The sequence below is a fragment of the Streptomyces corynorhini genome, from assembly GCF_003346515.1.
GTDB lineage: Bacteria > Actinomycetota > Actinomycetes > Streptomycetales > Streptomycetaceae > Streptomyces > Streptomyces corynorhini.
Map to the genome: position 1 here is coordinate 1 of NZ_QQNA01000070.1, position 25,769 is coordinate 25,769.

23 protein-coding genes and 1 pseudogene are annotated in these 25,769 nt (G+C 71.5%); 9 read left to right on the forward strand and 15 right to left on the reverse strand.

From position 1 onward, the window contains the following. Positions 1–351, forward strand: a pseudogene (locus tag DVH02_RS10585) (hypothetical protein); the annotation flags it as partial. 43 nt (positions 352–394) lie between these two features. On the opposite strand, the gene DVH02_RS10590 reads toward DVH02_RS10585, so the two are convergent. The 6 genes from DVH02_RS10590 to DVH02_RS10615 form a co-directional block, all read right to left on the reverse strand. Further along, positions 395–1,147 carry an endonuclease/exonuclease/phosphatase family protein gene (locus DVH02_RS10590; protein ID WP_114623520.1) on the reverse strand — a complete coding sequence of 251 codons (753 nt, stop codon included), beginning with the start codon at positions 1,145–1,147 and terminating at the stop codon, positions 395–397. Positions 1,148–1,462: 315 nt separating this feature from the next. Continuing rightward, complete coding sequence (locus DVH02_RS10595) at positions 1,463–2,404, reverse strand: ROK family glucokinase (RefSeq protein ID WP_114623521.1); 942 nt, start codon at positions 2,402–2,404, stop codon at positions 1,463–1,465. A gap of 66 nt (positions 2,405–2,470) precedes the next feature. Continuing rightward, positions 2,471–2,977 carry a DUF5304 domain-containing protein gene (locus tag DVH02_RS10600; protein ID WP_114623522.1) on the reverse strand — a complete coding sequence of 169 codons (507 nt, stop codon included), beginning with the start codon at positions 2,975–2,977 and terminating at the stop codon, positions 2,471–2,473. An 89-nt stretch (positions 2,978–3,066) separates the two neighbouring features. Next, positions 3,067–4,227: an ArsA family ATPase gene (locus DVH02_RS10605; RefSeq protein WP_114623523.1), complete on the reverse strand. Its 1,161-nt coding sequence runs from the start codon at positions 4,225–4,227 to the stop codon at positions 3,067–3,069. A 5-nt stretch (positions 4,228–4,232) separates the two neighbouring features. After that, positions 4,233–4,703, reverse strand: a complete 471-nt coding sequence (locus DVH02_RS10610; protein WP_114623524.1) for an SRPBCC family protein — start codon at positions 4,701–4,703, stop codon at positions 4,233–4,235. Between the two features lie 134 nt (positions 4,704–4,837). Further along, positions 4,838–5,605 (reverse strand): metallophosphoesterase family protein, encoded by a 768-nt coding sequence (locus DVH02_RS10615; protein WP_114623525.1) that lies wholly within the window; start codon positions 5,603–5,605, stop codon positions 4,838–4,840. 546 nt (positions 5,606–6,151) lie between these two features. Here DVH02_RS10615 and DVH02_RS10620 point away from each other — a divergent pair. Continuing rightward, a complete protein-coding gene (locus DVH02_RS10620; RefSeq protein ID WP_114623526.1) occupies positions 6,152–7,948 on the forward strand; it encodes an AMP-dependent synthetase/ligase in 1,797 nt (598 codons plus the stop codon). Positions 7,949–8,091: 143 nt separating this feature from the next. On the opposite strand, the gene DVH02_RS10625 is transcribed toward DVH02_RS10620, so the two are convergent. Continuing rightward, on the reverse strand, positions 8,092–8,865 hold the full coding sequence (locus DVH02_RS10625) for a helix-turn-helix domain-containing protein (RefSeq protein WP_114623527.1): 774 nt from the start codon (positions 8,863–8,865) through the stop codon (positions 8,092–8,094). Between the two features lie 179 nt (positions 8,866–9,044). On the opposite strand from DVH02_RS10625, the gene DVH02_RS10630 reads away from it, so the two are divergent. Then, a complete protein-coding gene (locus tag DVH02_RS10630; protein WP_114623528.1) occupies positions 9,045–9,947 on the forward strand; it encodes a TauD/TfdA family dioxygenase in 903 nt (300 codons plus the stop codon). Positions 9,948–10,001: 54 nt separating this feature from the next. Here the strand turns inward: DVH02_RS10630 and DVH02_RS10635 are convergent, their stop codons facing one another. Then, positions 10,002–10,775, reverse strand: coding sequence for a glycosyltransferase family 2 protein (locus DVH02_RS10635; RefSeq protein WP_114623529.1), 774 nt, complete (start codon positions 10,773–10,775; stop codon positions 10,002–10,004). A gap of 31 nt (positions 10,776–10,806) precedes the next feature. Between DVH02_RS10635 and DVH02_RS10640 the strand changes: the two genes are divergently transcribed. Genes DVH02_RS10640 through DVH02_RS10655 form a run of 3 tightly spaced genes read left to right on the forward strand, consistent with a single transcriptional unit; the run spans position 10,807 to position 14,605 of the window. Continuing rightward, the gene (locus tag DVH02_RS10640) at positions 10,807–12,063 is read left to right on the forward strand and encodes a nucleotide sugar dehydrogenase (RefSeq protein WP_114623530.1); all 1,257 of its coding nucleotides are present in this window, start codon (positions 10,807–10,809) and stop codon (positions 12,061–12,063) included. Between the two features lie 51 nt (positions 12,064–12,114). Next, positions 12,115–13,599, forward strand: coding sequence for a hypothetical protein (locus tag DVH02_RS34750; protein WP_147286033.1), 1,485 nt, complete (start codon positions 12,115–12,117; stop codon positions 13,597–13,599). Next, positions 13,496–14,605, forward strand: a complete 1,110-nt coding sequence (locus tag DVH02_RS10655; RefSeq protein ID WP_114623557.1) for a glycosyltransferase family 4 protein — start codon at positions 13,496–13,498, stop codon at positions 14,603–14,605. Before DVH02_RS34750 ends, DVH02_RS10655 begins: the two co-directional genes overlap by 104 nt. 270 nt (positions 14,606–14,875) lie before the next feature. Here the strand turns inward: DVH02_RS10655 and DVH02_RS10660 are convergent, their stop codons facing one another. Further along, a complete protein-coding gene (locus DVH02_RS10660) occupies positions 14,876–16,030 on the reverse strand; it encodes a glycosyltransferase family 4 protein (RefSeq protein ID WP_114623558.1) in 1,155 nt (384 codons plus the stop codon). Positions 16,031–16,097: 67 nt separating this feature from the next. Between DVH02_RS10660 and DVH02_RS10665 the strand changes: the two genes are divergently transcribed. Beyond that, positions 16,098–17,405, forward strand: coding sequence for a glycosyltransferase 87 family protein (locus DVH02_RS10665; protein ID WP_407697609.1), 1,308 nt, complete (start codon positions 16,098–16,100; stop codon positions 17,403–17,405). Here DVH02_RS10665 and DVH02_RS10670 read toward each other — a convergent pair. The 5 genes from DVH02_RS10670 to DVH02_RS10690 all read right to left on the reverse strand — a co-directional run bounded on the left by DVH02_RS10670 (position 17,362) and on the right by DVH02_RS10690 (position 23,000). Beyond that, positions 17,362–18,612 carry a hypothetical protein gene (locus DVH02_RS10670; RefSeq protein WP_114623533.1) on the reverse strand — a complete coding sequence of 417 codons (1,251 nt, stop codon included), beginning with the start codon at positions 18,610–18,612 and terminating at the stop codon, positions 17,362–17,364. The genes DVH02_RS10665 and DVH02_RS10670 overlap by 44 nt on opposite strands. A gap of 48 nt (positions 18,613–18,660) precedes the next feature. Beyond that, the gene (locus DVH02_RS10675) at positions 18,661–19,710 is read right to left on the reverse strand and encodes a C40 family peptidase (RefSeq protein WP_114623534.1); all 1,050 of its coding nucleotides are present in this window, start codon (positions 19,708–19,710) and stop codon (positions 18,661–18,663) included. A 233-nt stretch (positions 19,711–19,943) separates the two neighbouring features. Next, positions 19,944–21,011, reverse strand: coding sequence for a C40 family peptidase (locus DVH02_RS10680; RefSeq protein ID WP_114623535.1), 1,068 nt, complete (start codon positions 21,009–21,011; stop codon positions 19,944–19,946). 339 nt (positions 21,012–21,350) lie between these two features. After that, on the reverse strand, positions 21,351–22,712 hold the full coding sequence (locus DVH02_RS10685) for an NYN domain-containing protein (protein WP_114623536.1): 1,362 nt from the start codon (positions 22,710–22,712) through the stop codon (positions 21,351–21,353). 36 nt (positions 22,713–22,748) lie between these two features. Continuing rightward, on the reverse strand, positions 22,749–23,000 hold the full coding sequence (locus DVH02_RS10690) for a hypothetical protein (protein WP_114623537.1): 252 nt from the start codon (positions 22,998–23,000) through the stop codon (positions 22,749–22,751). Between the two features lie 160 nt (positions 23,001–23,160). Here DVH02_RS10690 and DVH02_RS10695 point away from each other — a divergent pair, with 160 nt between their 5' ends. Together DVH02_RS10695 and DVH02_RS10700 are read left to right on the forward strand one after the other, a co-directional pair. Further along, positions 23,161–23,883 carry a rhomboid family intramembrane serine protease gene (locus DVH02_RS10695; RefSeq protein WP_114623538.1) on the forward strand — a complete coding sequence of 241 codons (723 nt, stop codon included), beginning with the start codon at positions 23,161–23,163 and terminating at the stop codon, positions 23,881–23,883. Further along, positions 23,880–24,161, forward strand: coding sequence for an Lrp/AsnC family transcriptional regulator (locus DVH02_RS10700; RefSeq protein WP_114623539.1), 282 nt, complete (start codon positions 23,880–23,882; stop codon positions 24,159–24,161). The genes DVH02_RS10695 and DVH02_RS10700 overlap by 4 nt, the downstream gene beginning before the upstream one ends. A gap of 30 nt (positions 24,162–24,191) precedes the next feature. On the opposite strand, the gene DVH02_RS10705 is transcribed toward DVH02_RS10700, so the two are convergent. Continuing rightward, positions 24,192–25,598 (reverse strand): aminotransferase class V-fold PLP-dependent enzyme, encoded by a 1,407-nt coding sequence (locus DVH02_RS10705; RefSeq protein ID WP_114623540.1) that lies wholly within the window; start codon positions 25,596–25,598, stop codon positions 24,192–24,194. Positions 25,599–25,769 lie beyond the last annotated feature (171 nt).

Below are 25,769 nucleotides of genomic sequence, written 5' to 3' on the forward strand. Positions count from 1 at the left end.
TCCGGCAGCGGCGGCGGCTCCGTGGTCTTCGCGCCCGGTGTCGGCGGTCCGCGCGACTACCGGCTGGCCGAGCCGAGCGACGAGGACTTCGACGAAGGCGACGAGGGCCATTTCGTCCCGCCGGAGCCGCCGCCGCTGCCGGAGAGCGATGTGACCTCCAGGTTCGCCTGGCTCGCCGTGGTCGGCGGCCCGGTGCTGATGCTGGTCGCCGTGCTGCTCCAGTGGGAGATGACCTGGTGGCTGACGACGGTCTGTATCGGCGGCTTCCTGGGCGGCTTCGCCACCCTGGTGGCCAGGATGAACGCGGAGGACGACGAGAGCGACGACCCGGGGCGCGGCGCGGTCGTCTGACGCCTGCCCGGTGCGGCCCGCCGCCCGGCGGCCCCGGGCGCGGTCAGGACGCGGGTACGCGCAGGGCGGCCAGCACCGGAAGGTGATCGGTGGCCGCCCGCAGATCGGCCCCGGTGACGCCGGGCAGCCCGCGCGGCACGCCGCAGCCGAGGACCTCGATCCCCTCCGTGACGAACACCGCGTCGATGCGCTGCCGGGGATCGGCGGGCGTCGAGGTGTACTCGTCCCCCCAGGGGCTGACGGCCCAGCAGTCCCGCAGCGCCCCGGCGAGCAGCCGGAAACTCCGGCCGGTGGGCCGGTCGTTGAGGTCACCGGCCGCGATGGCGTACGGCACGTCCAGCGCGGCCAGCCGCTCGAGCAGCGCCCCGGCCTGGGTGTGGCGCTCCGCGGCCCGCAGGCTCAGATGGCAGCTGAGCAGCCCGAAGCGGGCGCCGCCGATCCGTACGACGGCCGTCGCGAAGCCGCGCCGGTGCAGCCCGGGGGTGCGGGGCAGCAGGATGTCCTCGGTCCGCTCGACCGTGACGCGCAGCGAGCAGAGCAGCAGCGGCCCGGTGGCGGGGGCGCCGCCGCCGAGGACGACGAGGCCGGTGTGCGCGGCCAGCCAGGCGGCGCGCTTGCGCCAGCGGAAGAACCGCGGCGCTTCCTGGACGAGGACCACATCGGGGGCGCAGGCGCTGATCACCCGCGCCAGCGCGGCCCGGTCGTCGCGCATCGAGCGGATGTTGTAGCTGAGCACCCGGATCAGGGCCGAACCATCCGGTCCGGTGCCGGAGTCGGGCAGCGTGGGCATCGCCATGGGACCAACGTAGCGGTACGGAGCGGGCGGTACGCGCCGACACCGGCGGACCGCCGGAAGCCCGCGGCGCCCGGTACACGGAGGTCCCGCACGGACACGCCGGGCACGAGGGCGCCCGGTACGAGGGAGTCCGGCACGAAAACGTCCGGCACGAACACACCCACACGAAGACGCCCCGCACGAAGAAATCCGGCGCGAAGGGGTCCGGCGCGAACACACCCGCACGAAGAAGTCCCGCACGAAGACGCCCCGCACGAAAACGCCCGCCGTATCCCCTGACGGATACGGCGGGCCAGGTATCCCGAGTGCCGCCGCTCAGCCCTGCCGGGCGAGGTCGGCGGCGCCGACCAGCCCCGCCTCGCCGCCCAGTTGGGCCGCGAGCACCTGGGCGTGCGGACGCCACTCGCCGCCGATGAGCCAGCGGCGGAACGACTTGCGGATCGGGTCGAGGACCAGCTCGCCCTCGTCCGAGACGCCGCCGCCCACGATGAACGCGGACGGGTCGAAGAGCGAGGCCAGGTCGGCCAGTCCGGCGCCCGCCCAACGGGCCAGCTCCCGGAAGGAGTCGATGGCCACCGGGTCGCCCGCGCGGGCGGCGCCGCTGATGTGCCGCCCCTCGATGCCCTCCGGTGTGCCGTCGCCGAGGCCGAGCAGTATCTCCGCGTTCTCCGGCGTCGCGTTGGCGCGCTGCTTCGCGTACCGGACGAGGGCGCGCCCCGACGCGTACTGCTCCCAGCAGCCCTGGCTGCCGCAGCCGCACAGCAGCCCGTCCGGCACGACCCGGATGTGGCCGAACTCGGCGGCCACGCCGAAGCGTCCGCGCCGCAGCTTGTTGCCGATGATGATGCCGCCGCCGAGCCCGGTGCCCAGCGTGATGCAGATGACGTCCTCGTGGCCCTGGCCCGCGCCGAACTTGTACTCGCCCCAGGCCGCCGCGTTCGCGTCGTTCTCCACGACGACCGGCAGTCCGACCCGCTGCTCGACCTTGTCCTTGAGCGGCTCGTGACGCCAGTTGATGTTGGGAGCGAAGAGGACGGTGGCGCGCTTGTCGTCCACATAGCCGGCGGCGCCGATGCCGACGGCCTCGATCCGGTGCCCCTCGCCCGCGCCGGAGACGGCGGTGCAGATCGCGTCGACGATGCCTTCGGCGGTCGACGGAGTGGGCACCTTGTGCGTCTCCAGGATGGTGCCCTCTTCGTCGACCACGCCCGCCGCGATCTTCGTGCCGCCGATGTCGACGCCGATGGTGAGTCCCATGTGTCCCTCAGTTTTCGGTCGAGCCCCGCTGGGGCCAACCGTACCCGAGGGCGGGCGCCCGACCGGTCAGTCCAGGTCGATGTGGCCGTCGGAAGCGGGGCCTTCGCCGTTGCCCTCGGGTCCGGGACGGCCGGCGGAATCGCCCCGGGGATCCGAGGGATCGTCGGACGCGCGGGTCCCCGCCGCGGGCTCCGGGGCGTCGCCCCGCGTCCAGCGGGCCTCCTGGCCCTCGACGGCGGAGCGGTACGCGGCGAGAAGCTCCCCACCGGCGGCGGCGAGATGGTCGAAGACGTCGGGGTTGCGCTCGATGACGGGCTCGACGACCGCCTTGGCCTGCTGGACGAACTGCTGGACGGCGCCCTGCGCGGCCATCCCGAACAGCGGGTTCTGCAGGGAGGAGACCTTGTCCGCGACGGCGTCGACCAGCTTGCGCAGCTCCTCGGCCGCGGAGCCGGGCGGCGGCCCGTAGGCGGCGCGGCGGCGCGCCTTCTCCGCCTCCAGGTCCTCGGCGCACGCCGTGGCCCAGGCGTCGGGGTCGGGATCGGCGGCGGGACGCTCGGTGGCTTCGCTCATGGGGTACTCCCGCGTCGGGTGCCGGTCCTTCCACCAAGGGCAGCGGAAGGGTGCTCACCTTCGACGGTACCCGAACGGCGCGCGGTCGTTCAGGCGGTGCGCGGCCACAGCCCTGGATCGGGTGTGAAGCGGACCCGCAGCACGCCGTCCGTGAGGGCCGCGCCGGTGACCGTGCAGCGGCGCAGCGCCGACGGCAGGGGTACGGCGCGGTGGAACGGGCCGACGCCGAGAAGGAGTTCGTCGTCCCGGCGGACCAGGCTCAGCTCGCTCTTGACGGCGCCGGGCAGCGGTACGCACCAGACGAGGAGGTTCTCCTCGGCGAGCCGGTCCTCGACCGGCCACGGGGCCCGGTCGGCGCCCGCGCCGACGGCGGCGGCGCCGAGGAGCGCGAGATCGTCGGCGCCCCGGGGGTCGCGGCCCAGGTGGCGGGTCTCGTGCGTGGCGGGCCACTCCTCGGACCACTCGTCCAGGCATTTGCGCTGCTGGGCGGCGAGCGTGGTCAGCCAGGCACCGGCGTCGGGCGGCAGCACCCGGTTGGCGACGACGGTGTCGGCGCGCAGGCCGTACAGCGCGAGCGCGCCGCGGGCGGAGCGCAGCGCCTCGGCCGCTGCGGGGCCGGGCTCGGCGACCAGCCGTACGGTCGTCCCGGGGTCCTCGATCAGCGCCTGTACGGCGGCGAGCCCCTCGTCCCAGCGGGCGGCGGCCTCGTACAGCCACTGCGCGGGCATGGGTATCCCGGCGAGCTGGGCCATCATCGGGCGCAGCGCGCGGGCGGCCTGGCGTTCCCGGGGCAGCAGTCGGCGCAGGTAGCGGCGCAGCTGTTCGGGCAGGGCGAGCAGGGCGAGGGCCTCCGGCAGCGCGGGCAGGTCGACGACGACCGTGTCCCAGTGGCCCTCGGCGGCCCGGCGCACCGCGTGCAGCAGGGCGGACTGCCGGGCGCCGGGGAGTTCGGTGATCTCCTCGGCGGCGAGCGGGCGGGCGCCGAGCAGGTCGAGTCCGGTGGCGAGGCGCTCCTGCAGGGCGAGGGTCTCGGCGCGGAAGTGCTCCGCAGGGTCGATGCCCGCGACCCACAGACCGGGCTCGGCCTCGACGGGGTCCGGGCCCGGGGAGACGCCGAGGGGGCCGTCGAGACGGTCGCCGGAGAGCAGCAGGACGCGCCCGCCGCCGTCCCGGGCGGCGGCCAGCGCGGTGGCGGCGGCGACGGTGGTACGGCCCGAGCCGCCGGGGCCGGTGACGAGGACCGTACGCACGGGGATCAGGCTCCAGGACCGGCTTCGGCGGGCCGCTCGGGGCCGCCGGACTCGACGCGCTTCTTGAGACCGGCGAGGGCCCGGTCGATGATGACCTTCTCGGCCTTGCGCTTGATCATGCCGAGCATGGGGATCTTGACGTCGACGGTGAGCCGGTAGGTGACCTCGGTGCCGCCGGCGACGGGCGCGAGGAGGTACGTACCGTCCAGGGCGCGCAGCATCTGGGACTTGACCAGCGTCCAGCTGACCTCGTTGTCGCCGGTCCAGGTGTAGGCGAGGGTGTGGTCGTCCTTGATCGCTCCGGCGTCCAGGACCAGCCTGACCTGCTCGGCGCGGCCCCGGTCGTCGGTGGCCAGCACCTCGGCCTCCTTCACCTCACCGGTCCAGTCCGGGTAGCGGGCGAAGTCGGCGATCACGCCCATGACGTCGGCCGGTGCCGCCTCGATCGTGATGCTCGAACTGGTGTGTTCCGCCATCGCCGTGCCTTTCGGGTGCCTGGGTGCGCGGTGTGCAGGCTATCGCGAGTGCGCCGGTCCGCTCCGCCCGGTCCTGGGCCTTTCGTTCGCGGTCCGTGGCCCCGCGGCCGGATCCGGCCGGGCGCGCGGGCGCCTCACCACTCCAGGGTCCAGGGCCGCCCGGTGGCGGCGAAGTGCCCGACGTTCACGCACTCCGTGGCGCCGACGCGCATCCGGCGGGCGAGCGGCTGGTGGACATGGCCGAACAGCGCGTACCGCGGCTTCGTGCGGCGCACGGCGGCCAGCAGGGCGCGGCTGCCGCGCTCGAAGCGGCGCGCGACGGTGTCGTACGTCAGCTCGGGCACGTCCGGCGGTATGTGCGAGCACAGCACGTCCACCTCGCCGAGCGCCTCGACCTTGGCGGCGTACTCCTCGTCGGAGATCTCGTAGGGCGTGCGCATGGGCGTGGTGAGCCCGCCGCCGACGAAGCCGAAGACCCGGCCGCCCAGCTCGACGCGGTCCCCGTCGAGCACGGTGGTGCCGGGCCCGGCGTACTCGGGCCAGAGTCGGGGGATATCGACATTGCCGTAGGTCGCGTACGTCGGAGTGGGCAGGGCGGCGAAGAGTTCGGCGTACTGGCGTCGCACGGCGCCCTCGATGGCGGTGGCAGGTTCGACGTCGAGCCCGGCCCACAGTTCGCGCCCGAACGCGTGGGCCTCCTCGAAGCGGCGGGCGGTGCGCAGTTCGACGAGCCGGTCGGCGTTGGCCGCGCCGAAGAGGTCGGGGAAGATGCCCCGCGAGTGGTCCGCGTAGTCGAGGAAGAGCACGAGATCACCGAGACAGATCAGGGCGTCGGCGCCGTCCCCGGCCGTGGCGAGATCCCGCGCGTTCCCATGCACATCGCTGACCACATTGACTCGCATGGTATTCACCCTAGGCCCTGCCCTCGGAGCAGCGCCGTCCGCCCAGAGGGCGGGGTCGACGGCGTCCGGTGCGCCGCGCTCGCTGCGCTCCGTCCGTGTCCCTCCGCCTCGTCCCTCCGCCTCGTCCCTCCGCCTCGGCGTTTGACGCGTCCTTCGGATGCCGAGCGCTCCCGCACGGCGGAGGGTCGCCCCCGAACCGGCATGTACCGGGGTGACCCCTACAAGGCGGCGAGCGTGCCTGCCAGACGCCGCGGGACAGGCGGGACCGTGAAGACGGGGCCCAGAACCCCGCCGACACCGCGGGCAGTGGGGGCTGGACCTGCGCTTCCGTGCCGGGGTTCACGGACGTGGACTACTGTGCGCGAAGTACCGTCAATTTCGTGTGACGCAGGGAACATCGGCCGGGACCCTCTATCGGTGGGTGAGTACCGATGGGTAACGTCCGGGCAGTCCAGTCGTGCTCGCCCCGTCGAGCACCTGCCCGTCTTGGACCGCAGCCGGCACACACAGAGCCGTGGCGCCGGCGCCCGATGAGGAGCAGCAGTCTTGCGCGAGTTCAGCCTTCCGGCACTGTACGAGGTCCCCTCGGACGGCAATCTGACCGATCTCATCCGGCGCAACGCCACTCAGCACCCCGAGGTGGCGGTGCTGGCCCGCAAGGTGGACGGCGTCTGGACGGACGTCACCGCCACCCAGTTCCTCGCCGAGGTACGAGCGGCGGCCAAGGGGCTGATCGCGGCGGGCGTGGAGCCGGGCGACCGGGTCGCGCTGATGTCGCGCACCCGCTTCGAGTGGGTGCTGCTCGACTTCGCGATCTGGAGCGCGGGCGGCGTGACCGTCCCGGTGTACGAGACCAGCTCGGCCGAACAGGTGCGCTGGATCCTCGGCGACTCGGGCGCGGTCGCGGCGATCGTGGAGAACGCCGACCACGCCGCCCTCGTGGAGTCCGTACGGGACAGCGCGTCCGGTCTGCGCGACGTCTGGCAGATCGACAAGGACGGCGTCGACGAGCTGGTCTCGGCCGGCGCGGACATCTCCGAGGAGACGGTCGACGCGCGTGCCACCGCCGTGCGGGCCGACGATCCCGCGACCATCGTCTACACCTCGGGTACCACCGGCCGCCCCAAGGGCTGCGTGCTGACGCACCGCAACTTCTTCGCGGAGGTCGGCAACGCGGTCGAGCGGCTCAAGCCCCTCTTCCGCACCGGCGACAGCTCCATCCTGCTCTTCCTCCCGGCCGCGCACGTCTTCGGGCGGCAGATCGAGGTGGCGGCGGTGATGGCGCCCGTCAAGCTGGGCTGCGTACCGGACATCTCGAACCTGACCGAGGAGCTGGCCGCGTTCCGGCCGACGCTGATCCTCGGTGTGCCGCGCGTCTTCGAGAAGGTCTACAACGGGGCGCGGGCCAAGGCCCAGGCCGACGGCAAGGGAGCGGTCTTCGACCGGGCCGCGCACACGGCGATCGCGTACAGCCGGGCCCTGTCCACCCCGCGCGGCCCCTCCCTGGGCCTGCGGATCCGCCACAAGGTCTTCGACAAGCTGGTGTACGGCAAGCTGCGCGCGGTGCTCGGCGGCCGCAGCGAGTACGCCATCTCCGGCGGGGCCGCGCTCGGCGAGCGGCTGGGCCACTTCTACCGGGGCATCGGCTTCACGGTGCTGGAGGGGTACGGACTGACCGAGACCTGCTCGGCCAGCGCCTTCAACCCGTGGGACCGGCAGAAGATCGGCACGGTCGGCCAGCCGCTGCCCGGCTCGGTCGTACGGATCGCCGACGACGGCGAGGTGCTGCTGCACGGCGAGCACCTGTTCACGGGCTACTGGAACAACCCGGAGGCCACGGCGGAGGCGCTGGCGGACGGCTGGTTCCACACCGGGGACATCGGCACGCTGGACGAGGACGGCTATCTCTCCATCACCGGCCGCAAGAAGGAGATCCTCGTCACGGCGGGCGGCAAGAACGTCGCCCCCGCCGTCATCGAGGACCGCGTCAGGGCGCACGCGCTGGTGGCGGAGTGCATGGTCGTCGGCGACGGCCGCCCCTTCGTGGCCGCGCTGATCACCCTGGACGAAGAGTTCCTGGCCCGCTGGGCCACCGGCCACGGCAAGGGCCCCGACTCCACGGCGGCGACGCTGCGGGACGATCCGGAGCTGCTCGCGGAGGTCCAGCGGGCGGTGGACGAGGGCAACGCGGCGGTGTCCAAGGCCGAGTCGGTACGGAAGTTCCGGGTACTGCCGGGGCAGTTCACGCAGGAGGCGGGGCACATCACGCCGTCGCTGAAGCTGAAGCGGAGCGTGGTGACGACGGAGTTCGCCGAGGAGATCGAGGCGCTCTACCGGCGCTGAGGCCGTACCGGGCCGGGGCACGTGCCCGGGGCCGGTGTTCATTGCCCTGTCGTCACCGCCCATCGGCCACCTCCCGGACGCGACCTGGCGATCCGGTCATTCGCTCGCCGCCGCCACGGCCGCCGTGCCCCACCGCGCGGCGGTCAGTCCGGCGTAGCCGAGTACCGCTCGATGCCGGCGCGAGCGCTCGATCGATCAAGCAGACGCAGCTCCCACGGCCCTGTGTTCACGTCGAAGTCCTTCCCGAACCCGACCCACTTCCCCACCATGCGTCGGCCGGTCGGCTCGATCAGCATCTGGATCGCGCCGTGATACCGAGCACCTTGGTAGTACCCGTCGGCCGCCGTCTGCTCCGTCCACGTACCCGTGATGACGTTCCGGTCCACGGTCAGGTCCAGGGACAACGGGCTGAGCGGATTGGTGGACGCTCCGGGCAGGCTCTGGGCTGTGAGCCGGTTGCCGTGCTGGACGATCACGACGTGATGCTTGCAGTCGTACGTCTCATCACGGCTGGACGAGTAGAACTCGTACCGGGACAGCCAAATGCCCGCGTACTCGCCCGGCACCTCCGGCTCCGGGCTTGCGACCGTGGCGGCCGCGCCGACTTCACCAGCTTCCATGTCGTGACCTCCCGCGCCGTCCGAGTGGACGCGGCTCATGGGGATCGCGAACCCCAGCGACTCGGGGACGCGCCCAGTGAACCGCTTCAGCGCCCGCGCGTACAGCGGACGGCATGTCCTGGTTTCTCCGGATTCCCAGCGTTGCACGAGTCGCTTGGAAGCGTCGTTCGGTTCACCCAGTTCCTCACCCGCGCCGCGCAGGCCCTGGGCGAACTCATCCTGGCTGAGGTTCATCGACTTGCGTACCGAGGTCAGCACGTCGTTGGGGATTCGTTCGCGCTCGGCCGTGGTCGTCATGGTCCGAGGTTAGCCACGTCGCGCCTCCAATGACACCGGTTTGACGCCTTCGGAGTGACACCGACGCAACGCCCGAGGGACGTCCTGAACGTCGCCGCGATGGTCGCGCCAGATCCGGAACATGGTCGCCATGTCCATCCGTATCAGCGCTTACGCGCCGAGAGAGAAGGAAGTTCCGCGTGTTCATCGACATCCCGAGTGGACTCGAAGCCGCTCTGATCGACCTTCCTCTCCCGACGTGGAAACTGGAAGGTTCGTTCCTGGCGGAGTCCACCATGGAGTGGTACCGGACCGAGCTGAAGGCCACTCCGAGGTTCGAGGAGACCGCCGCGACGCTGCGCCGCGCACTGACCGGAGAGGGCGGCGGATACGCCGTGCTGCGCCTGGGAAACCTCGCCAAGGCACTGGGGCCGGACGACGACCGGTTCCTGCGGCTGGTGACGGGGTTCGCGGCCGAGGTGGCCGTCCCCTTCTCGCCCTTCCCCCGGTGGCCTCTCTGGAAGGACATCGGGGTCAAGGTCGACAAGGACCCCGGCAAGTCCAGCGGCATCGGGTACAACGCGTTCCATATGGACCTGGTGAACGGGACCCTGCCCCCGGACTACACCACACTCCTGTGCGTTCGCCCCGACCCGCTCGGCGGCGGCACCAGCATCCTCTCCGACGCCCACGCGGCGGTGGCGCGGCTGGCGAAGGACAGCCGCGCCCTGCTGGCCGAGTCGGTCTATCACTACGGGACCTTCTTCGACCTGTTCGGCGTGGGCGAGGAGTGCAAGCCGTTTCCGGTCCTGGACGGCTCCGACCCAGGTGCGGGCTTCGTCCGGTTCACCGGCAAGATGCCGGAGAGGTCCGACCTCGGCCAGGCTCATGCCGACGCCGCCCGGGAACTCGCCGAGGAACTCGTCCGGGGCCAGGTCTCCCTCATCCTTCAGCCCGGGGACTACCTCATCGTGAATCAGCGCCGATTCCTGCACGGCCGGGAGGCGCTCCGCAGCGGTCAGGAGACCGTCCCGGTCGCCGACAGGCGGCTGCTCCTCCAATTGTTCCTGCGCGCGAGGGCCGACGCCGACTCGGCGGTGTAGCCGGCCGATGGCACCGGTGCCGGGCACGTACCAGGCTCTCCCCCGTACACAGGATCAGATGCGCGACTTCCGCACCGAGTGCCATGCCGCCCCGGTCAGAGCCCGCGTCGACCGGAGCATCGAGAGGTGTTCGTGTCTGCGGTAGAGGTTCCAGTTGTATGAGACGAGCGACAGCTTGTTCGACGAGAGCGACCCGGCCCGTTGAGACCGGTATACGGCCAAGGGCTCCCGCAGCGCCCGCGCGGGCGTGCCATCCCGCATGATCGACAACCAGAGCGCGTAGTCCTGCCTCTTCGGCATGTCCGGCATCGGCTTCGCCCCGACCACCCTGCGGTTGTACATGGCGGTCAAGGCGCCGATGTGGTCATGGACCAGCATCGCGCTGTAGTCCACTCGCTCCGGCGCCCACACGACGCGGCCGTTCGGGACGAAGTCGGCGGCCTCTCCCTCGTACAGGGCGTCCATCTTGTAGTAGGAGGTGAACGTGAGGGGCGTCCCGGCCGTCGCGGCGAAGGCGATCTGCTTCTCCAACTTCGCCGGGAGCCACAGGTCGTCACTGTCGAGGAAGGCGATGTAGTCACCCCGGGCCCGCGCGATGGCCAGGTTGCGGGCCCGGGCCGCACCCCCTTGCCGAGCCGCTGCCTCCGGCAGGACCCGCTCGTCCTGGCGAGCCAGCTCTTCCAGCAGATCCATCGAGTCGTCCGAGGACGCGTCGTCGGTGATCAGCAGTTCGAGATCGGTGTGGGTCTGCGCCAGCACCGACCGAACCGCGGGCCCGAGTGTGGCCGCCGAATTGTGTACCGGCATCACCACAGAAACCAGGGGCACAGCAGTGCTCCTTACCCAGATCGGAGTCGTCATGGATGTTGTCGTCGCCGGCCAAGGCTACGTGGGACTGCCGCTCGCCGTCCGCGCCGCCGAAGTGGGCCATCGCGTCGTCGGCTACGACGTGGACCCACACCGCATCAGGCGGCTCACCACCGGCAATTCGTACGTGGAGGACGTGGCCTCCTCGCGGCTCCGTGCGGTGCTGGACACCGGAGCCTACTTCGCGACCGCCGACGCCGCCGCGTTGGAAGGCTTCGACATCGCGGTGATCACCGTGCCGACCCCGCTGCGGGACGGCGTGCCCGACCTGACCTGCGTCGAGTCCTGCGCCCGAACCCTGGGCGAGCGTCTTCGCCCCGGCGCGACGGTGGTCCTGGAGTCCACGACCTATCCCGGCACCACCGAGGAACTACTGCTGCCGATCTTGGAACAGGCGTCGGGCCTCAAAAGCGGGGCGGACTTTCTGGCCGGATTCAGCCCCGAACGCATCGCTCCGGGAAACAAACGGTGGTCATTCGACGGGACGCCGAAATTAGTGTCCGGAATCGATGCCACATCACTCGATGTGATAAAAAAATTCTACGACGGTATCTTTCTGACCACGGTGCCGGTATCCGAGACCCGGGTCGCCGAACTGGCCAAGCTGATCGAAAATATCTTCCGGTTCGTCAACATCTCCCTGGTCAACGAGATGGCGACGCTGGCGGCTCCCCTCGGCGTGAACATCTGGGAAGCCATCGACGCCGCCGCGACCAAGCCCTTCGGATTCACGCGGTTCACCCCCGGGCCTGGAGTCGGCGGGCACTGCCTGCCCGTCGACCCGTTATTCCTCTCCTGGAAGGTCCAGCAGGAAATCGGCGCCCCCTTCCGATTCGTGGAACTCGCCGACGACGTGAACCGCCACATGCCCGACTACGTCGTCCGGCGCCTCGCAGAATCCCTTGAAAAACGCCACATGACCATCAAAGGATCCCGGATCCTACTGCTCGGCCTGACCTACAAATACAACGCCACCGATCTTCGCAATTCACCTTCGGCCCGCGTCGCCGAACTTCTCGTCAACCTCGGCGCCGAAGTCCTAGGCGCCGAACCCAACATCCCGGCCGGCGACGACACCAAGCTGGACATTCCCCGGGTCGATGCGAGCGCCGAGGAGATCACGGCCGCTGATGCCGTGGTGCTCCTCATGGACCACACACAATTCGACCTGCCGATGATCGAAAAGCACGCGGTCTATGTTCTCGACTGCAGAAACCGCCTTTCCGGACCGAACATCGAGACCCTTTAGCTCCTCACACTCTCCCGACCCGCCGCCAATCATCCATCTCTGGGAATCCTCTTGCGCGACGAATGGGAACACGCCCACACGGATTACACCTTGCCCGCGCAGCGCCGCATTCCTGCCTCGCTGGCCGAAAGCGAGAGCGACTGGCGCCACCACCTGGAACGCTCAACCCCCAACGGCTGGCTGATACGGAACAACGCCATGACCGAAGCGCTCGTCAGCGGACAGCCGATGTACCTACTCCACGTCACCAAGGACATCGACGCCATCCGCACCAGCCGACAGGTGCACGTCTCCACCGGTTGCCTGGTCGGAGCACTGTACTGCTCGCCTCTCACCAGCCAGCGCGAGGGACTGCGCCCACACAACCTCGGCGCCTACCTGATGCGGACGAAACCCTCCACCACGCCCATGGTCTTCGAGATCACCCCGGATGCTCCGATCCGGCCCAAGGGGCTCGACTACCTACATCTCGGCGCCATCCACCTGCGCACCTACCAGCGTTACCAGAGCTTCCTCAACCCAGCCGAGAGCGAACAGCTCGACCGCGCCGTGCTGGCCGGGCTGCACGGCGCGGCCGTATTCCTCGACGTTGCCCTGCGCAATGCCACCGGTCACGCCACTCCGGCGCCCGAGTTCATCGACCAGCTGTCCGACACTGTTGCCCACGTGCCGTTTCTCGGCTACCTCTACTTCGAGGTTCTGTCCGAATACCTGATGCTCCACTCCGTCACTCCGGAGACCAAGACCTGCGCCCAGGCGGGAGAGCTGAATAACTGGCTCTACAAACGACTCGCCTTCGCTGCCGTGGACGGCATGTACCAGTTGTTCGACCTGACCCGTTTCAATCCACGCCATCACCGGCTCGTCCAACTCATCGACAACATAGAACCGGATCTCGGCCGGGGAGTCGCCGAGTACGTCCGGCGACGGCTGTCCCACCTGTTCGCCCGGACCGCGCTGCACCCATCCCAGGACGCGGCATCGGTCACCTTCCAGGGCGCCGATCTCAGCACGATCCAAAAAGCCGCGCCTGGACTGATCGGCCAGATGGTCTTCCGTGAGATCCGGCACATGGCCCGCTATCGACAGCTGTACCACTGCTTCGAGAAATCCAAGGCGCTGGAGGTATGGGACTACTGGAACAATGAGGGAATTCCCACTCCTTTCAACGGAGTCCTCCCCAAGGGAGAGATTGGAATAAATCCCCTCTACCCTCGATCGCCAGTCAGAACATGGACAGCAAAAATGGACGGCAAGGGATTTTTACATCCTGCCGAAGAGGTCATGGCCGTCTTGACCCCGCACCTGGCTTCGTGGTGGACGCCACCCGTCGGTGCGAGATGCGGAACGCCGCCGATGATCCACGATTTCGAGCCGGCTACGGGAGCCCGATACTCGATCTCTCGACAATTATCGATGAATGGATTTCCACATGACCACCAAGCTCCTGAACATTCTGACCGGAATCAATCGCACCTCCGTTCCTTCGTCCGGGAGCATGATCCTCGTCAACGATATCTACGGCGCGATGTCTGACATTCATACGACCTTCCTGGGTAGGGAACCGGTCGATCAGGATTGGAAGGGCGCGTTTGATCAGCTGATCATCCTCTCCACGACGAAGCGCCCTCGTGGCCCGGGATTTGTCCCTTACGTTGACGAGTTGACGCGTGAGGTCGGTGCGCTCATCGAGAAGATCCAGCCGAATGCCATTCACGCCCAGTATCTCGGGTTCGCTCTCAGCCTGGCGCTCACCCGAACTGCTGGCAACATCCCGATCATCGCCATCGCCCACGGCCCCGACGTGATGGTGGCCGAGCGCAGCGCATCGGAACGCGAGGGCCTGAATGAAGTCGCTGCCGCAAGCGCCGCAATCGTCACCCCGACCTCCGCCCTCGCCGACCGCATCGACCGTCTCACCAGATACCGAGTCACCGATCGACTCACCGTCATCCCGTGGGGTATCCCTTTGAGTGATGCCCGGGGCCGCGATCAACCACTTATCGGAACAGGACCATTATCGTTGGTGCACGCCGGTCGTCTGGACGACAACAAATCCACGATCACCGCAGTCGAAGCCCTCGCTTTAACCGATTATCCACACCACTTAACCGTGATCGGCGAAGGAATCCAGCGGGAGTATCTGGAACAGCGGGCTGTCGAACTCGGACTGCGGGACCGAGTTCAGTTTGATCCGTTCCTTCCCCGCGCGGAACTGTGGCGCCGCCTGCCGAACTTCGACGCCTTCGTCTTCACGACCAGGGGTCTGGAGGCTTTCGGGCTCGTCCTCGTTGAGGCCCAAGCCCACGGACTTCCGGTTGTCTACTCCGATCTTCCCGATGTGAGGGAAATCCTTGAGGGCGGCGGCGTTCCCTACACCCCTGGCGACCCGCGCTCGCTGGCCGTGGCCCTGGACACGATGGGCCGGGACTTCCACCAGCGCAAGACCCTGACCAAAGCGGCTCTCGATAACGCGCGCCGATACGACATCACCGCCACCGGCCGACAGCTTCGCGAACTAACACTCCGTGTCGACTCCTAGACGAGTAAGTCCGAAGTAGCGTCGTCCGCCCCTTGGGGCGGGCGGGGAGGTGTCAGGTGCGCTGCGCTCGCTACGCTCCCTCCGCCTCGGCACTTGACACGTCCTTCGGATGCCGAGCGCTCCCGCAAGGCGGAGGGTCGCCCCCGAACTGGCGTGTACCGGGGTGATCCCGACAATGCCGCGAGCGTGCGTGCCAGACGCCGAGGGACAGGCGGGGCTTTGAAGACAGGGCCTAACCACTCCAGCGATAGAGGCATCCAGCCGCGCCCGTCACAGCAGCTCCCGCAGCCGCCGCGCCAGCAGGTCCCAGCGCCACTTCTCCTCGACCCACTCCCGCCCCCGCTCCCCCAGCCGCCTCCGCAGCCCGGCGTCCTGGAGCAGCGTCACGATCCGCTCGGCCGACTCCGCCGCCGCGATGTGCGGCGGTCCCCCGCGCACCACCCAGCCGGTCTCGCCGTCGAGCACGGCGTCCGGCGCGCCGCCCGAGTCACCGGCCACGACCGGCAGGCCGGTGGCGGACGCCTCCAGGTAGACGATGCCGAGGCCCTCGACGTCGAGGCCGCCGCGGCGGGTGCGGCAGGGCATCGCGAAGACGTCCCCGGCGCCGAAGTGCGCGGGCAGCTCCGACCAGGGGACGGCGCCGGTGAACCGTACGGAGCCCGCGACGCCGGTCCCGGCGGCGAGCTTGCGCAGCTCGCCCTCGTACGGGCCGCCGCCCACGACGAGCAGCACCGCGTCCGGGACCCGGGCCAGGATCGCGGGCATGGCGCGGATCAGGGTGTCCTGGCCCTTGCGCGGGACGAGCCGGGAGACGCACACGACAACGGGCCGGTCGGCCAGCCCGAGCGCGGCGCGCACGGCGTCGCCGCCCGAGCCGGGGTGGAAGGTCTTCTCGTCGACGCCCGGCGGCAGTTGGACCATCCGGGCGGCGGCGGCCGGGGTCAGCGCGGACGCGACGCGCGAGCGGGTGTACTCGCCGAGGTAGGTGATCGTGTCGGTGGACTCGCCGATGCGCCGCAGCAGCCGCCGGGCGCCGGGCAGCTGCGCCCACCCCGCCTCGTGGCCGTGCGTGGTGGCGACGAGGCGCCGCGCGCCCGCCGCGCGCAGCGCGGGCGCCATCAGGCCGAGCGGGGCCGCCGCGCCGAACCAGACGGACTCACAGCCGTGTTCCCGCAGCAGCCCGGCGGCCCGCCGGGTCACGCGCGGGGTCGGCAGCAGCATCGTCGTACGGTCGCGCACGACGGTGAAGGGCTGTTCGGCGTCGAACGCGGCGGTCGCCTCCGCCCCCTCCCTGCCGCGCTTCCAGGTGGACGCGTAGACGACGAGCCGGTCGGGGTCCAGGCGCAGCGCCATGTTGTGCAGGAACGCCTGGATGCCCCCCGGGCGGGGCGGGAAGTCATTGGTGACGATCAGTGTCTTGCGCATCCCGGCCGACAGTACCGGGCGGCTCACGGCCCTGCCTCATGGCTCTCGCACAGCCAGGACCGGCATCATGACCCGCGCCGACCAGTGGACGACGCGGAGACAGATGATCATGGAATCCGGGCCCAGCACACGCGCCGCGACCGGGGGCGCGGTCGCCCTGTGGGCGCTGACCAGGGCCGCGCTGCTGCTGTGCGTCTTCAAGGTGGTGACCCTGCCGGGCCCCGATGTGACCAGCGACGTGTCGGTGATCTACCGGGGGTGGTACGAGGTGCTGCGCACCGGCACCTATCCGCTCTCCGACGTGACCTGGCAGTACCCGCCGGGCGCCGCGCTGGCGATCGTCTCCCCCGCCGCGCTGCCCTTCCTCGGCTACGCGTCCGCGTTCTTCGTGCTGGTGTGCCTGTGCGACGCGCTCGTCCTCGGGCTGCTGCTGCGCGCGGGCCGGGGCGAGGGGCGGTCGGTGCGGGGCGCGTGGGTGTGGGTCGTGGGGGTGCCGCTGCTCGGCGCGACCTCGTACGCGCGCTACGACCTGATGGTGACGGCGGTCGCGGTGGGCGCGCTGCTCGCGGGCGCCGCGCGGCCGAGGCTGCTGGGGGCGCTGGCCGGGTTCGGGGCGCTGCTGAAGGTGTGGCCGGTGCTGGTGCTGGTGGGCACCCCGCGCGGGGCGGCGACCCGGCGGTCGTGGACGGCGGCGGCGGTCACCGGGCTCGCGGTGACGGCGCTGTGCTGGGCGGCGCTGCCGGGCGCGCTGGAGTTCCTGACGTACCAGCGCGACCGGGGTACGGAGGTCGAGTCGCTGGGGGCGCTGGTCTTCCAGGTGGCGCGGCACTTCGGCTGGGACGGCGGCGTGCTGTTCAGCTACGGCTCGGTGGAGTTCGCGGGTCCGTATGTGCCGCTGGTGAGCCGGGCGGCGCTGGCGCTCGCGGTGCTGGCGCTCGGCTGGCTGCTGGTGTGGCGGCTGCGGGCGCGGGAGCTGACCGCCGCGGTGGTGCCCGACGCGGCGTTCGCGGCCGTGCTGCTGTTCACCACCACGAGCCGGGTGATCAGCCCGCAGTATCTGCTCTGGCTGGTCGGTCTGGCGGCCGTCTGTCTGACGGTGCGGGCGAGCCGGATGGCGTGGCCCGCCGGGCTGGTGCTGGCCGCGACGGCGGTGACGCAGCTGGAGTTCCCGCTGCTGTTCGACCAGGTGGTGGCGGGCGACCCGGTGGGGGTCGCGCTGCTGTTCGCACGCAACGGGCTGCTGGTCGCCTCGGCGGTGTGCGCCTGCCGGGTGCTGTGGCGCGCGACGGTCCCGCGCCGGGAGGGGCCGCCGGGCGGCGGGGCGGGGCTGATCAGCCGAACCGCTGCCGTACGTAGGCGCGCCACCGCTCGGTGAGGGCCTTCTCGGTGGTGCCCAGGACGTCGTGGGCGGCCGTGGCCACCGCGCCCTTCCGGTGGCCGTGCGCGCCCACCGCGCGGTAGAAGTCGGTGAGTTTCCGCTCGCCCCAGCGGTCGGCGATCATCTCGCAGGCCAGCCAGCCGCTCTCGTACGCCCTGGCCAGCAGGTCGGCGTCCCCGGCGAACGCGAAGTCCGCGTCGGACGGCAGCGTGCGGGGCGCCTCGCCCCGGCGGACGGCCCGCTGGAGTTCGGGCGCGATCTGTCCGGCGCCGCGGCCGGTGCCCCGGTAGGCGACGAGGTCGGCGAAGCCCTCGGAGAGCCAGACCGGGGTGGCGGCGGAGGTCGCGGCGCGGGTGGCGACATGGGTGGTCTCGTGGGTGAGGACGACGCGCTGCCCGAAGTCGCCCAGCCGCGCGTACGCCTCGGGGTTCACGATGACCCGGTCGGCGGGCGCGGCGCCCGAGCCGCCGCTCTCCCCGGTGGTGACGGCGGCGATGGACCGGTAGGCGTCGGCGGACTCGCCCAGCAGCGCGGCCATGTCCGTCAGCGAGCCCGGTACGAGCAGGACCACGCGGCGGGCCCAGCGCTCCGGCCAGGCGTCGTCGACGGCGGGTACGGCCCGGTCGGCGGTGGCCGCGATCCGGCGCAGCAGCCGCGCGTCCTGGCCGACGCCGAGGACCAGTCCGTGCCGGGCGGGTACGGCGCGTACCGGGCCCTGCTGCCAGAGCTGCCGGGAGCCGCCGGGGGCCGGCTCGTCCTCGGTGACGTACCAGTGGCCGTCCCGCTCGGTGAGCCGCAGCGCGCGGGGCGTGGCGACCGGCGCGCTGTCGTAGCCGGTGATCCGGTAGCGCAGGTCGGCCCGTACGGTGGCGCGGTCGCCGGCGCGTTCGACGCTGGTGAGGCGGTACTCCCAGGAGCCGAGGGGCGCGTCGGCGAGGTTCTCGAACTCGGTGCGCGCGGTGGCGCGCAGGGCGTGCGAGGCCGGGTCGAGGACGCCGAGGTAGGCCCGTTCGTCCCGGTCGGCCAGCGCCGCCGCCCGGCGGTCGAGGACCTGCCCGATCCCGGCGGTCGCGGTCCTGGCGCCCTTCGCCGGGGCGGCGCAGCCGACGGCGGGCAGTAGCAGGAGGGCGAGGACCGCGGCGACGGCCCGGCGCCCGCCGCGCCGCCGCCGCGCCGCCGCGCTCTGTCTCTTCCGGCCCGCCATGCGGCTGATCGTACGGGCCGCCGCGCGCGGGCCGGTCCCCGCCGGTCCTCAGATGCGGGTGACGGAGGAGACCGGCATCATGCCGACCGGGTCGTAGCGCACCGGGGCGCCGGGGTAGGGGGCGTGGATGACCTGGCCGTTGCCCACGTACATGGCGATGTGGCTGGCGTCCGCGCGGTAGGCGACGAGGTCGCCGGGGAGCGCCTGGGAGAGCGGGACCTGCCGGCCCGCGTACCGCTGCGCCTGGGAGGTGCGCGGCAGGCCGACGCCCGCCTGTGCGTACGACCACTGGGTGAGGCCGGAACAGTCGAAGCCCGAGGGCCCGTTGGCGCCCCACACGTAGGGCCGGCCCACCGCGTTCCGGGCGGCGCGCACGGCGGCCGCCGCGCGCGCCGAGGAGGCCGCGCCGCCGGGGCCGCCGAGGAACTGGCCGCCCCTCGCGTCGCGGTCCGAGCGCGAGGAGCGCCCGTACGCGTCGCGGTCGGTGCCGGGCAGGGTGGCGAGGACCCGGCGTGCCTCGGCGAGCTTGCCCTCGACGGCGCGTTTGTGCCGGGCGACCGCGGCTCTGCTGCGTTCCAGCTCGGTGAGGTCGCGGGCGGCTTCCGACCGGACCCGCCCCAGCGTCCGCTGCGCCTGCTGCAGTTCGCTCAGGGCGGCGGACTGGCGCACGCCGACGCGTTCGAGGACGGCGGCCCGGTCGAGGTAGCCGTCGGGGTCCGAGGAGAGCAGCAGGGCGAGCGCGGGGTCCATCCCGCCGGAGCGGTACTGGGCGAGGGCGAGCGAACCGAGCGCTCCGCGCATCTTGTTGACGGCTTCCTGGCCGCGCGCCGCGCGGTCCTGGGCCTGGTCCACGAGTCCGCGCAGCTTGCGCGCCCGCTCGTCCGCGCGGTGGTAGCGCTCGGTGGCCTTCTCGGCGTCGGCGAAGAGCCGGTCGACCGTGGCACGGGTGACCTCGGGCCGCCGCTGCGGCTCGGCTCCCGCCGGGGAGGCGCCGAGCGTGGCCGCCGCCGTGGCCGCCGCCGCGGATACGGCGGTGACGGCGCCGACGCGGGCGCCGAGGCCAGGTCCTGACTGGGTGGGACGGCGATGGGACACCACGGGAAGCCGAACTCCCTTCCGCTGTACGCGCTGACGTGCCCCCTGCCGCCCGGCGGGCGGAGCGCTGGCCGGGGGCCGCGCGCAGCAGACAGTAGCCGGGCGACCACGCGGCGGCCAACGACCGCCCCGCGCACACAAAGTGGCGCCCCGCCGAAGACCACAAGGTCATCGACGGGGCGCGACGTCAGCGAAGGGCCCGCGATTTCGCCCGAATGGGCGGTGTCGGCGGCGGGTCAGCCGATGCGTACGCCGAACTGGAAGGGCATGTTGCCGATGGCCTCGTAGCGCACGCTGGCGCCGGGCTTGGGGGCGTGCAGCACCTGGCCGTTGCCCGCGTAGAAGCCGACGTGGTGCAGGTCGCCGTAGAAGATGACGAGGTCGCCCTGTTGCAGCTGGCTCATACCGAGGCGGGCCCCGGCGTTGGCCTGGGACTCGGAGGTGCGGGGTATGGAGACACCGGCCTGGGCGTAGGCCCAGGAGGTCAGCCCGGAGCAGTCGAAGGAGCTGGGGCCGCTGGCGCCGTACACGTACGGGGAGCCGATCTTGCCCTGTGCGGCGGCGAAGGCGGCCGAGGCGCGCTGCGAGGCGGGCACCGAGTTGCCGAGGTCGGTACGGCCGGATTCGGCGCCGGAGCCCGTGCCCGATCCGGCGGCGGAGGAGGAGCGGCTGGCACGCTGCTCGTCCTCCTTGGCGAGGGCGGCGCGCTCCTGCGCGGTGAGGGTGTTGAGCAGCTTCTGCGCGGCGGCGAGCTTGCCCTGGACCTCGTTCTTCTTCTTGCCGAGTTCCTTGCGGGTGTCGGCCAGGTCCGTGACCTTCGACTGGGCCTCCTTGCGCTCCTGCGCGAGGGACCGCTGCTTGGACTGGATCTGCTGGAGCGCCTGGGCCTGCTTGGCGCTGACCTGGTCGAGCGCGGACGCCTGGTCCAGGTAGGAGTCCGGGTCGGAGGAGAGGAAGAGCTGCATGGCGGGGTCGATGCCGCCGGTGCGGTACTGGGCGCTGGCGATCGAACCGAGGCCGTCGCGCAGCTCGTTCAGCTCTTCCTGGCCGCGCGCCACCTTGTCCTGGAGGGCGCTGACTTCCTTCTCCAGCTTCTCCTGGGACTCCTTGGCCCCCTTGTACTTCTCGGTGGCCTTCTCGGCGTCCTCGTAGAGCTTGTCGACCTTCTCCTTGACCTCCGACTTGCTGGGCGCCGGTGCGGCGTTGGCGGAGTTGGCGGTCAGCGCGACGGCTGCGGCGGCGGTCGCGGTGAGTACGGTCACCCGGGTGCGGCTCGGGGGCTTGGGACGACGGTGGGACGCCACGGAGGCGAGCTCCTTCTCCTCAGCCGCCTACCGGGCCAGTGGGGGACGTCGGCCCCGGCTCCACGCGTCCGGCGCCCAGGGGAAGGAGCGAACGGTGTGAAATCGGCGGTCCCTTCGCTGCCACCCCGGATGGGTGATCAACCGCGCGAAGGTTCGAGCCATGACCATAGTGACCTACTTGTGATCAGTTCAAATCCTTGCAAGAAAAAAGTCGGTCGCGACGCATAGTTTTTACACATCCGGCCGGGCATCACACGCTCAGTCATGGACATTTGGCGGCGTGTCATCCCGACCGGCGGTTAATTCGGTCATTTTCCGCAGGAGTTGCCCGGAACGGACCTAAGACCGCGAAAGCCGCCTGAGCAGCAGCGCGGAAGCGACGGGCCGGGCACCGGCCTTCGCCACGCCGTCCGCGACCTCGCGGTCGGTGGAGACCACCACCACCGGCCGGCCGGGCGGCTCCGCCCTGACGAGCTGGCGGATCAGCTCGTCCGCCGTCACCCCCGGCTTGGAGAACAGCACCCGCACCCCGCGCGGCGGCGCGAGCAGCACCGGCGCCGCCAGTTCCGCGCCGTCGAACACACAGGTCACCTCGGCGCCCGTGCGCGCCGCCAGCATGGCGAGGCCGCCGAGCAGCCGCAGCCGCTGCTTCTCCAGCGGCATCGTGGGATAACCGGTCTTGGTGACGTTGTAACCGTCGACGATCAGATGTGCCTGCGGCAGCGCCAGCAGTTGGTCGAGCAGGGCCGGATCCGTCTCGGACAGCGCCCGCGCCGCCACGTCCTTGGGCGACATCCGGCCGGGCTCCACCGCGTCGACCGTGTCGGCGGGGCGGCTGGTGGCGGGCGGCAGCGCCAGCTCGCGCCGCAGCCCCTGCGCCGACTCCAGCACCGTGTCCAGCAGCAGCCGCAGCCGCATGTCCTCGACCGAGCGGCCCTCCCGGGCGGCCCGGCGGCTCGCCTCGACCGATGCCTCGGCCTCGGCCAGCCGCGCCCTGACGCGGCGCGTCTCGCTCTCGGCCGCCGACACCTGGGCGGCGCTCTCCGCCCGGAGCGTCTCGGCCTCCGCGTGGGTACGGCGCAGAGCCGCCTCACCGCGCTTCACATCGCTCTGGGCGCTGCGCAGCTTGCGGTGGAGCGCGTCGGCCTCCTTGCGGGCCGCCTCCAGCTCCGTACGCAGCCGCTCGGTGTCGTTCCTGGTCTGCGCCCTGGCGGCGGCCAGCTCCTCGCGCAGCCGCTCCAGCTCCCGCCGGGCCTCCTCGTCGGCGCGCTCGGCGTCCGCCCGCTGGGCCTCCTCGCCCGCGGCGGCCACCAGCTTCACCCATCCGGGTGGTCTGAGCACATACGCGGCGGCGGCCACGTCGACGGGGTCGGCGGCGGCGGGCGGCGATCCCGCCTCCAGCGCGGCGGCCAGCTCGGGCTGGGCCTGGGTGAGCCGGTCCGCGATCCGCTGCCGGAAGAGCGGATCGGCCTCCAGCGCGGCGGCCATCGCGTTCCCCGCGAATTTCGCACGTCTGTTCGGAGTGAAGCGCGCGTACTGCCGCAGCTGCGCGGGCAGCTCCGTGACGGTCAGCCCCCCGAAGGCGTCCGAGACCAGCGCCACGACCCGGCGCCGTACCCCGTCGGGAAGCGGGCGGTCGAGCGTCTCCGCGGCGTCACCGGCCGCACCGGCCGGTTCAGCACCGCTCGCGGGCTGCTCCACGATCCGTCACCCCACTACCCCTTTCGGGCGGCTCCCTCAGGAACCGGCTCCCGGCCTGTCCACCAATTCGATCTGATCCACCGCGTTGCACCAACGACAGCGCACCGACTCGATGGTCTCACTGACCACCTCGCGCTCCTCGACCGTGGGCTCTCCGGCCAGGTCCAGATGGACGTACTCGACGGTCTTCGACGACCGGGTCACATCGAAGCGGGTGAGATTCCCGCACAGCGTGCAGCGCCACCGGGTGGTGGCCGTCGGCTGTGGAACCGTCGGAAGCGTTGCCATCGCGTCGTCCTCTTTTCGTCGTCCCTCGTGCGGTGCCCCGCGGCGAGCCGTCGAACCGTCGGCGCACCGTCGAACCGCGGATCGCACCCGGCAACCCTACGGCCTCGCGGGCACCACGCGGAGCGGCGAGGCGCTCTGCCCCGAAGGGTCCCGGTACGGCATGCTCTGCCGGGTGACCCCCTCACGGAGAGCGGCCGGCGTCCCCGTGGTGACGTACGGGCTGATCGGCCTGTGCGCACTGGCGTTCCTGCTCAGCCCGGTCTCCGGCGCGGTCCCCGGCCACGGCGGCGGGGACGCGCTCCTCGCGGCCCAGAACGCGTACTTCGAACGGTGGGGAGTGATCCCCCACGACCTGCTGCGAGGCTCCCCGCACGCCCTGCTCACCCCGCTCACCGCGCTGTTCGTGCACGGCGGCTGGCTGCACCTGCTCGGCAACATGCTCTTCCTGCACGTCTTCGGCGCGATGACCGAGGAGCGCATGGGCCGGGTGCCGTTCCTGCTCTTCTACCTCGGCGTCGGATATCTCGCGCTGTTCGCCTACGCGGCGGCCAACGCGGAGTCGCGGCAGACCCTGGTGGGCGCGTCCGGGGCGATCTCCGGCGTGCTCGGCGCGTTCCTCTACCTCTTCCCCCGGGCCCGCGTCACCAGCCTCTTCCCGTTCCTGTTCTTCCTGCCGCTGCGCTTCCCCGCCTGGTCCGTGCTGATCTTCTGGTTCGTGCTCCAGTGGCTGGCCGCCCGCGGCGCCGGAGAGGGGCCGGGAGTCGCCTATCTCGCCCATGTGGCCGGGTTCGGCGCGGGCTTCCTCTACGCCTGGGGGCGCTACTGGCGTACCGATAGAGTGGGCGCACAGACCGGGGCCACCGAGGGAGAACGCCAACCGTGATCACCGCGATCGTGCTCATCAAGACCAGCGTCGACCGGATCCCCGAGATCGCCGAGGCCATCGCCGCCCTGGACAGCGTCAGCGAGGTCTTCTCGGTGACGGGTACGTACGACCTGATCGCCATGGTGCGCGTGCCGAAACACGACGACCTCGCCGATGTCATCCCCGGCCGGATCAGCAAGATCCCCGGCGTCGAGGGCACCGACACCCACGTGGCGTTCCGTACGTACTCGCAGCACGACCTGGAGGCGGCCTTCGCGATCGGACTCGACGCGTAGGACCGCCTCCGGCGAACGGGCGCGGACGGCTTACGCGGCGGCCGCTCCCCGGTCCGGCACGCAGCGGCCGTCCTCCGTGCGGTAGCTCCACCGCGCGCCGTCGCTGACCAGCTCGCGCACCGCCCGCACGAACCGCTCCACGTGCTCCTCCGGCGTCCCCGCCCCGAAGCTCACCCGGATGGCGTTGAGCGAGCGGGCGCCCGGCTCGGCCTCCGGCGCGCCGCACTCCCCCTGCTCCTGCGGGTCGCCGTCCAGCAGCGTCCGTACCAGCGGGTGGGCGCAGAACAGGCCGTCGCGCACCCCGATGCCGTACTCCGCGGAGAGCGCGGCGGCGAAGTGCGAGCTGTTCCACCCCTCGACCACGAACGACAGCACACCGACCCGCGGCGCGTCGTCGCCGAACAGCGAGAGCACCTTCACCTCGGGCACCTCGGCCAGCCCCGCGCGCAGCCGGGCGACGAGGCTCCGCTCACGGGCCTCCAGCGCGTCGAAACCGGCCTCCTCCAGCGCCTTGCAGGCCGAGGCGATCGCGTACACCCCGATCACGTTGGGCGAACCGGCCTCGTGGCGGGCGGCCGTGGCGTGCCACTCCACCTCCACCCCGCCATCGGCGCGCCGCGCCACCGTACGGCTGGCGCCGCCGCCCGCGAGGTACGGCTCGGCGTCCTGGAGCCAGTCGGCCCGGCCCGCCAGCACCCCGGAGCCGAACGGCGCGTACAGCTTGTGCCCGGAGAACGCGATCCAGTCCACGTCCAGTTCGGCGATGTCCACGGCGTGGTGCGGTACGAGCTGCGCGGCGTCCAGCACGATCCGGGCACCGTGGCGGTGCGCGGCGGCGGCCAGCTCCCGTACCGGCCACAGCTCACCCGTCACATTGGACGCCCCCGTGACACAGACCAGCGCGGGCGCCTCGGGGTCGCGCGAGGCGAGCGCGCGCTCCAGGGTGGCGACGGCCGCGGCCGGGGTGCGGGGGGCGTCGAGATAGCTGACCCGGGCGTCGCGCCAGGGCAGCAGCGAGGCGTGGTGCTCCGTCTCGAAGACGAACACCTCGCACCGCGCGGGCAGGGCAGCGGCCAGCAGGTTCAGCGAATCCGTCGTCGAGCGGGTGAAGACCACCTGGTCGTCAGGGCGGCAGCCGAGGAACGCGGCGACCGTGCGGCGGCTGTTCTCGAAGAGGTCCGTGGAGAGCTGCGAGAGGTAGCCAGCGCCCCGGTGGACGCTGCCGTAGTACGGGGCGTACGCGGCGACGTCGTCCCACACGCGCTGGAGCGCCGGGGCGCTGGCCGCGTAGTCCAGGGCGGCGTAGCCGACCTCGCCGCCGGTGACGAGCGGCACGGTCACGTCCCGTCCGAGCACCGGCAGCGGCGCGCCACAGGCGGGGTCGTCGGAGGGGGTAGCGGCGGTGGCGGTGGCGGTGGCGTTCGGGTATGCGGACATGGCGTTATCTCCCGGCAGGACAAGGCGGAATGGCGGCTTCAAAGGACCCGCGGCACGGCAGGGCCGTGACAGGTGGCGCGGGGAATGCCTCGACACACGGATCACCGTGCGGAGGGGGTGTTGAAGAGGGGCTTGAGCGCCCTAACGCATTCGCTTGCTCACGAGACTGCT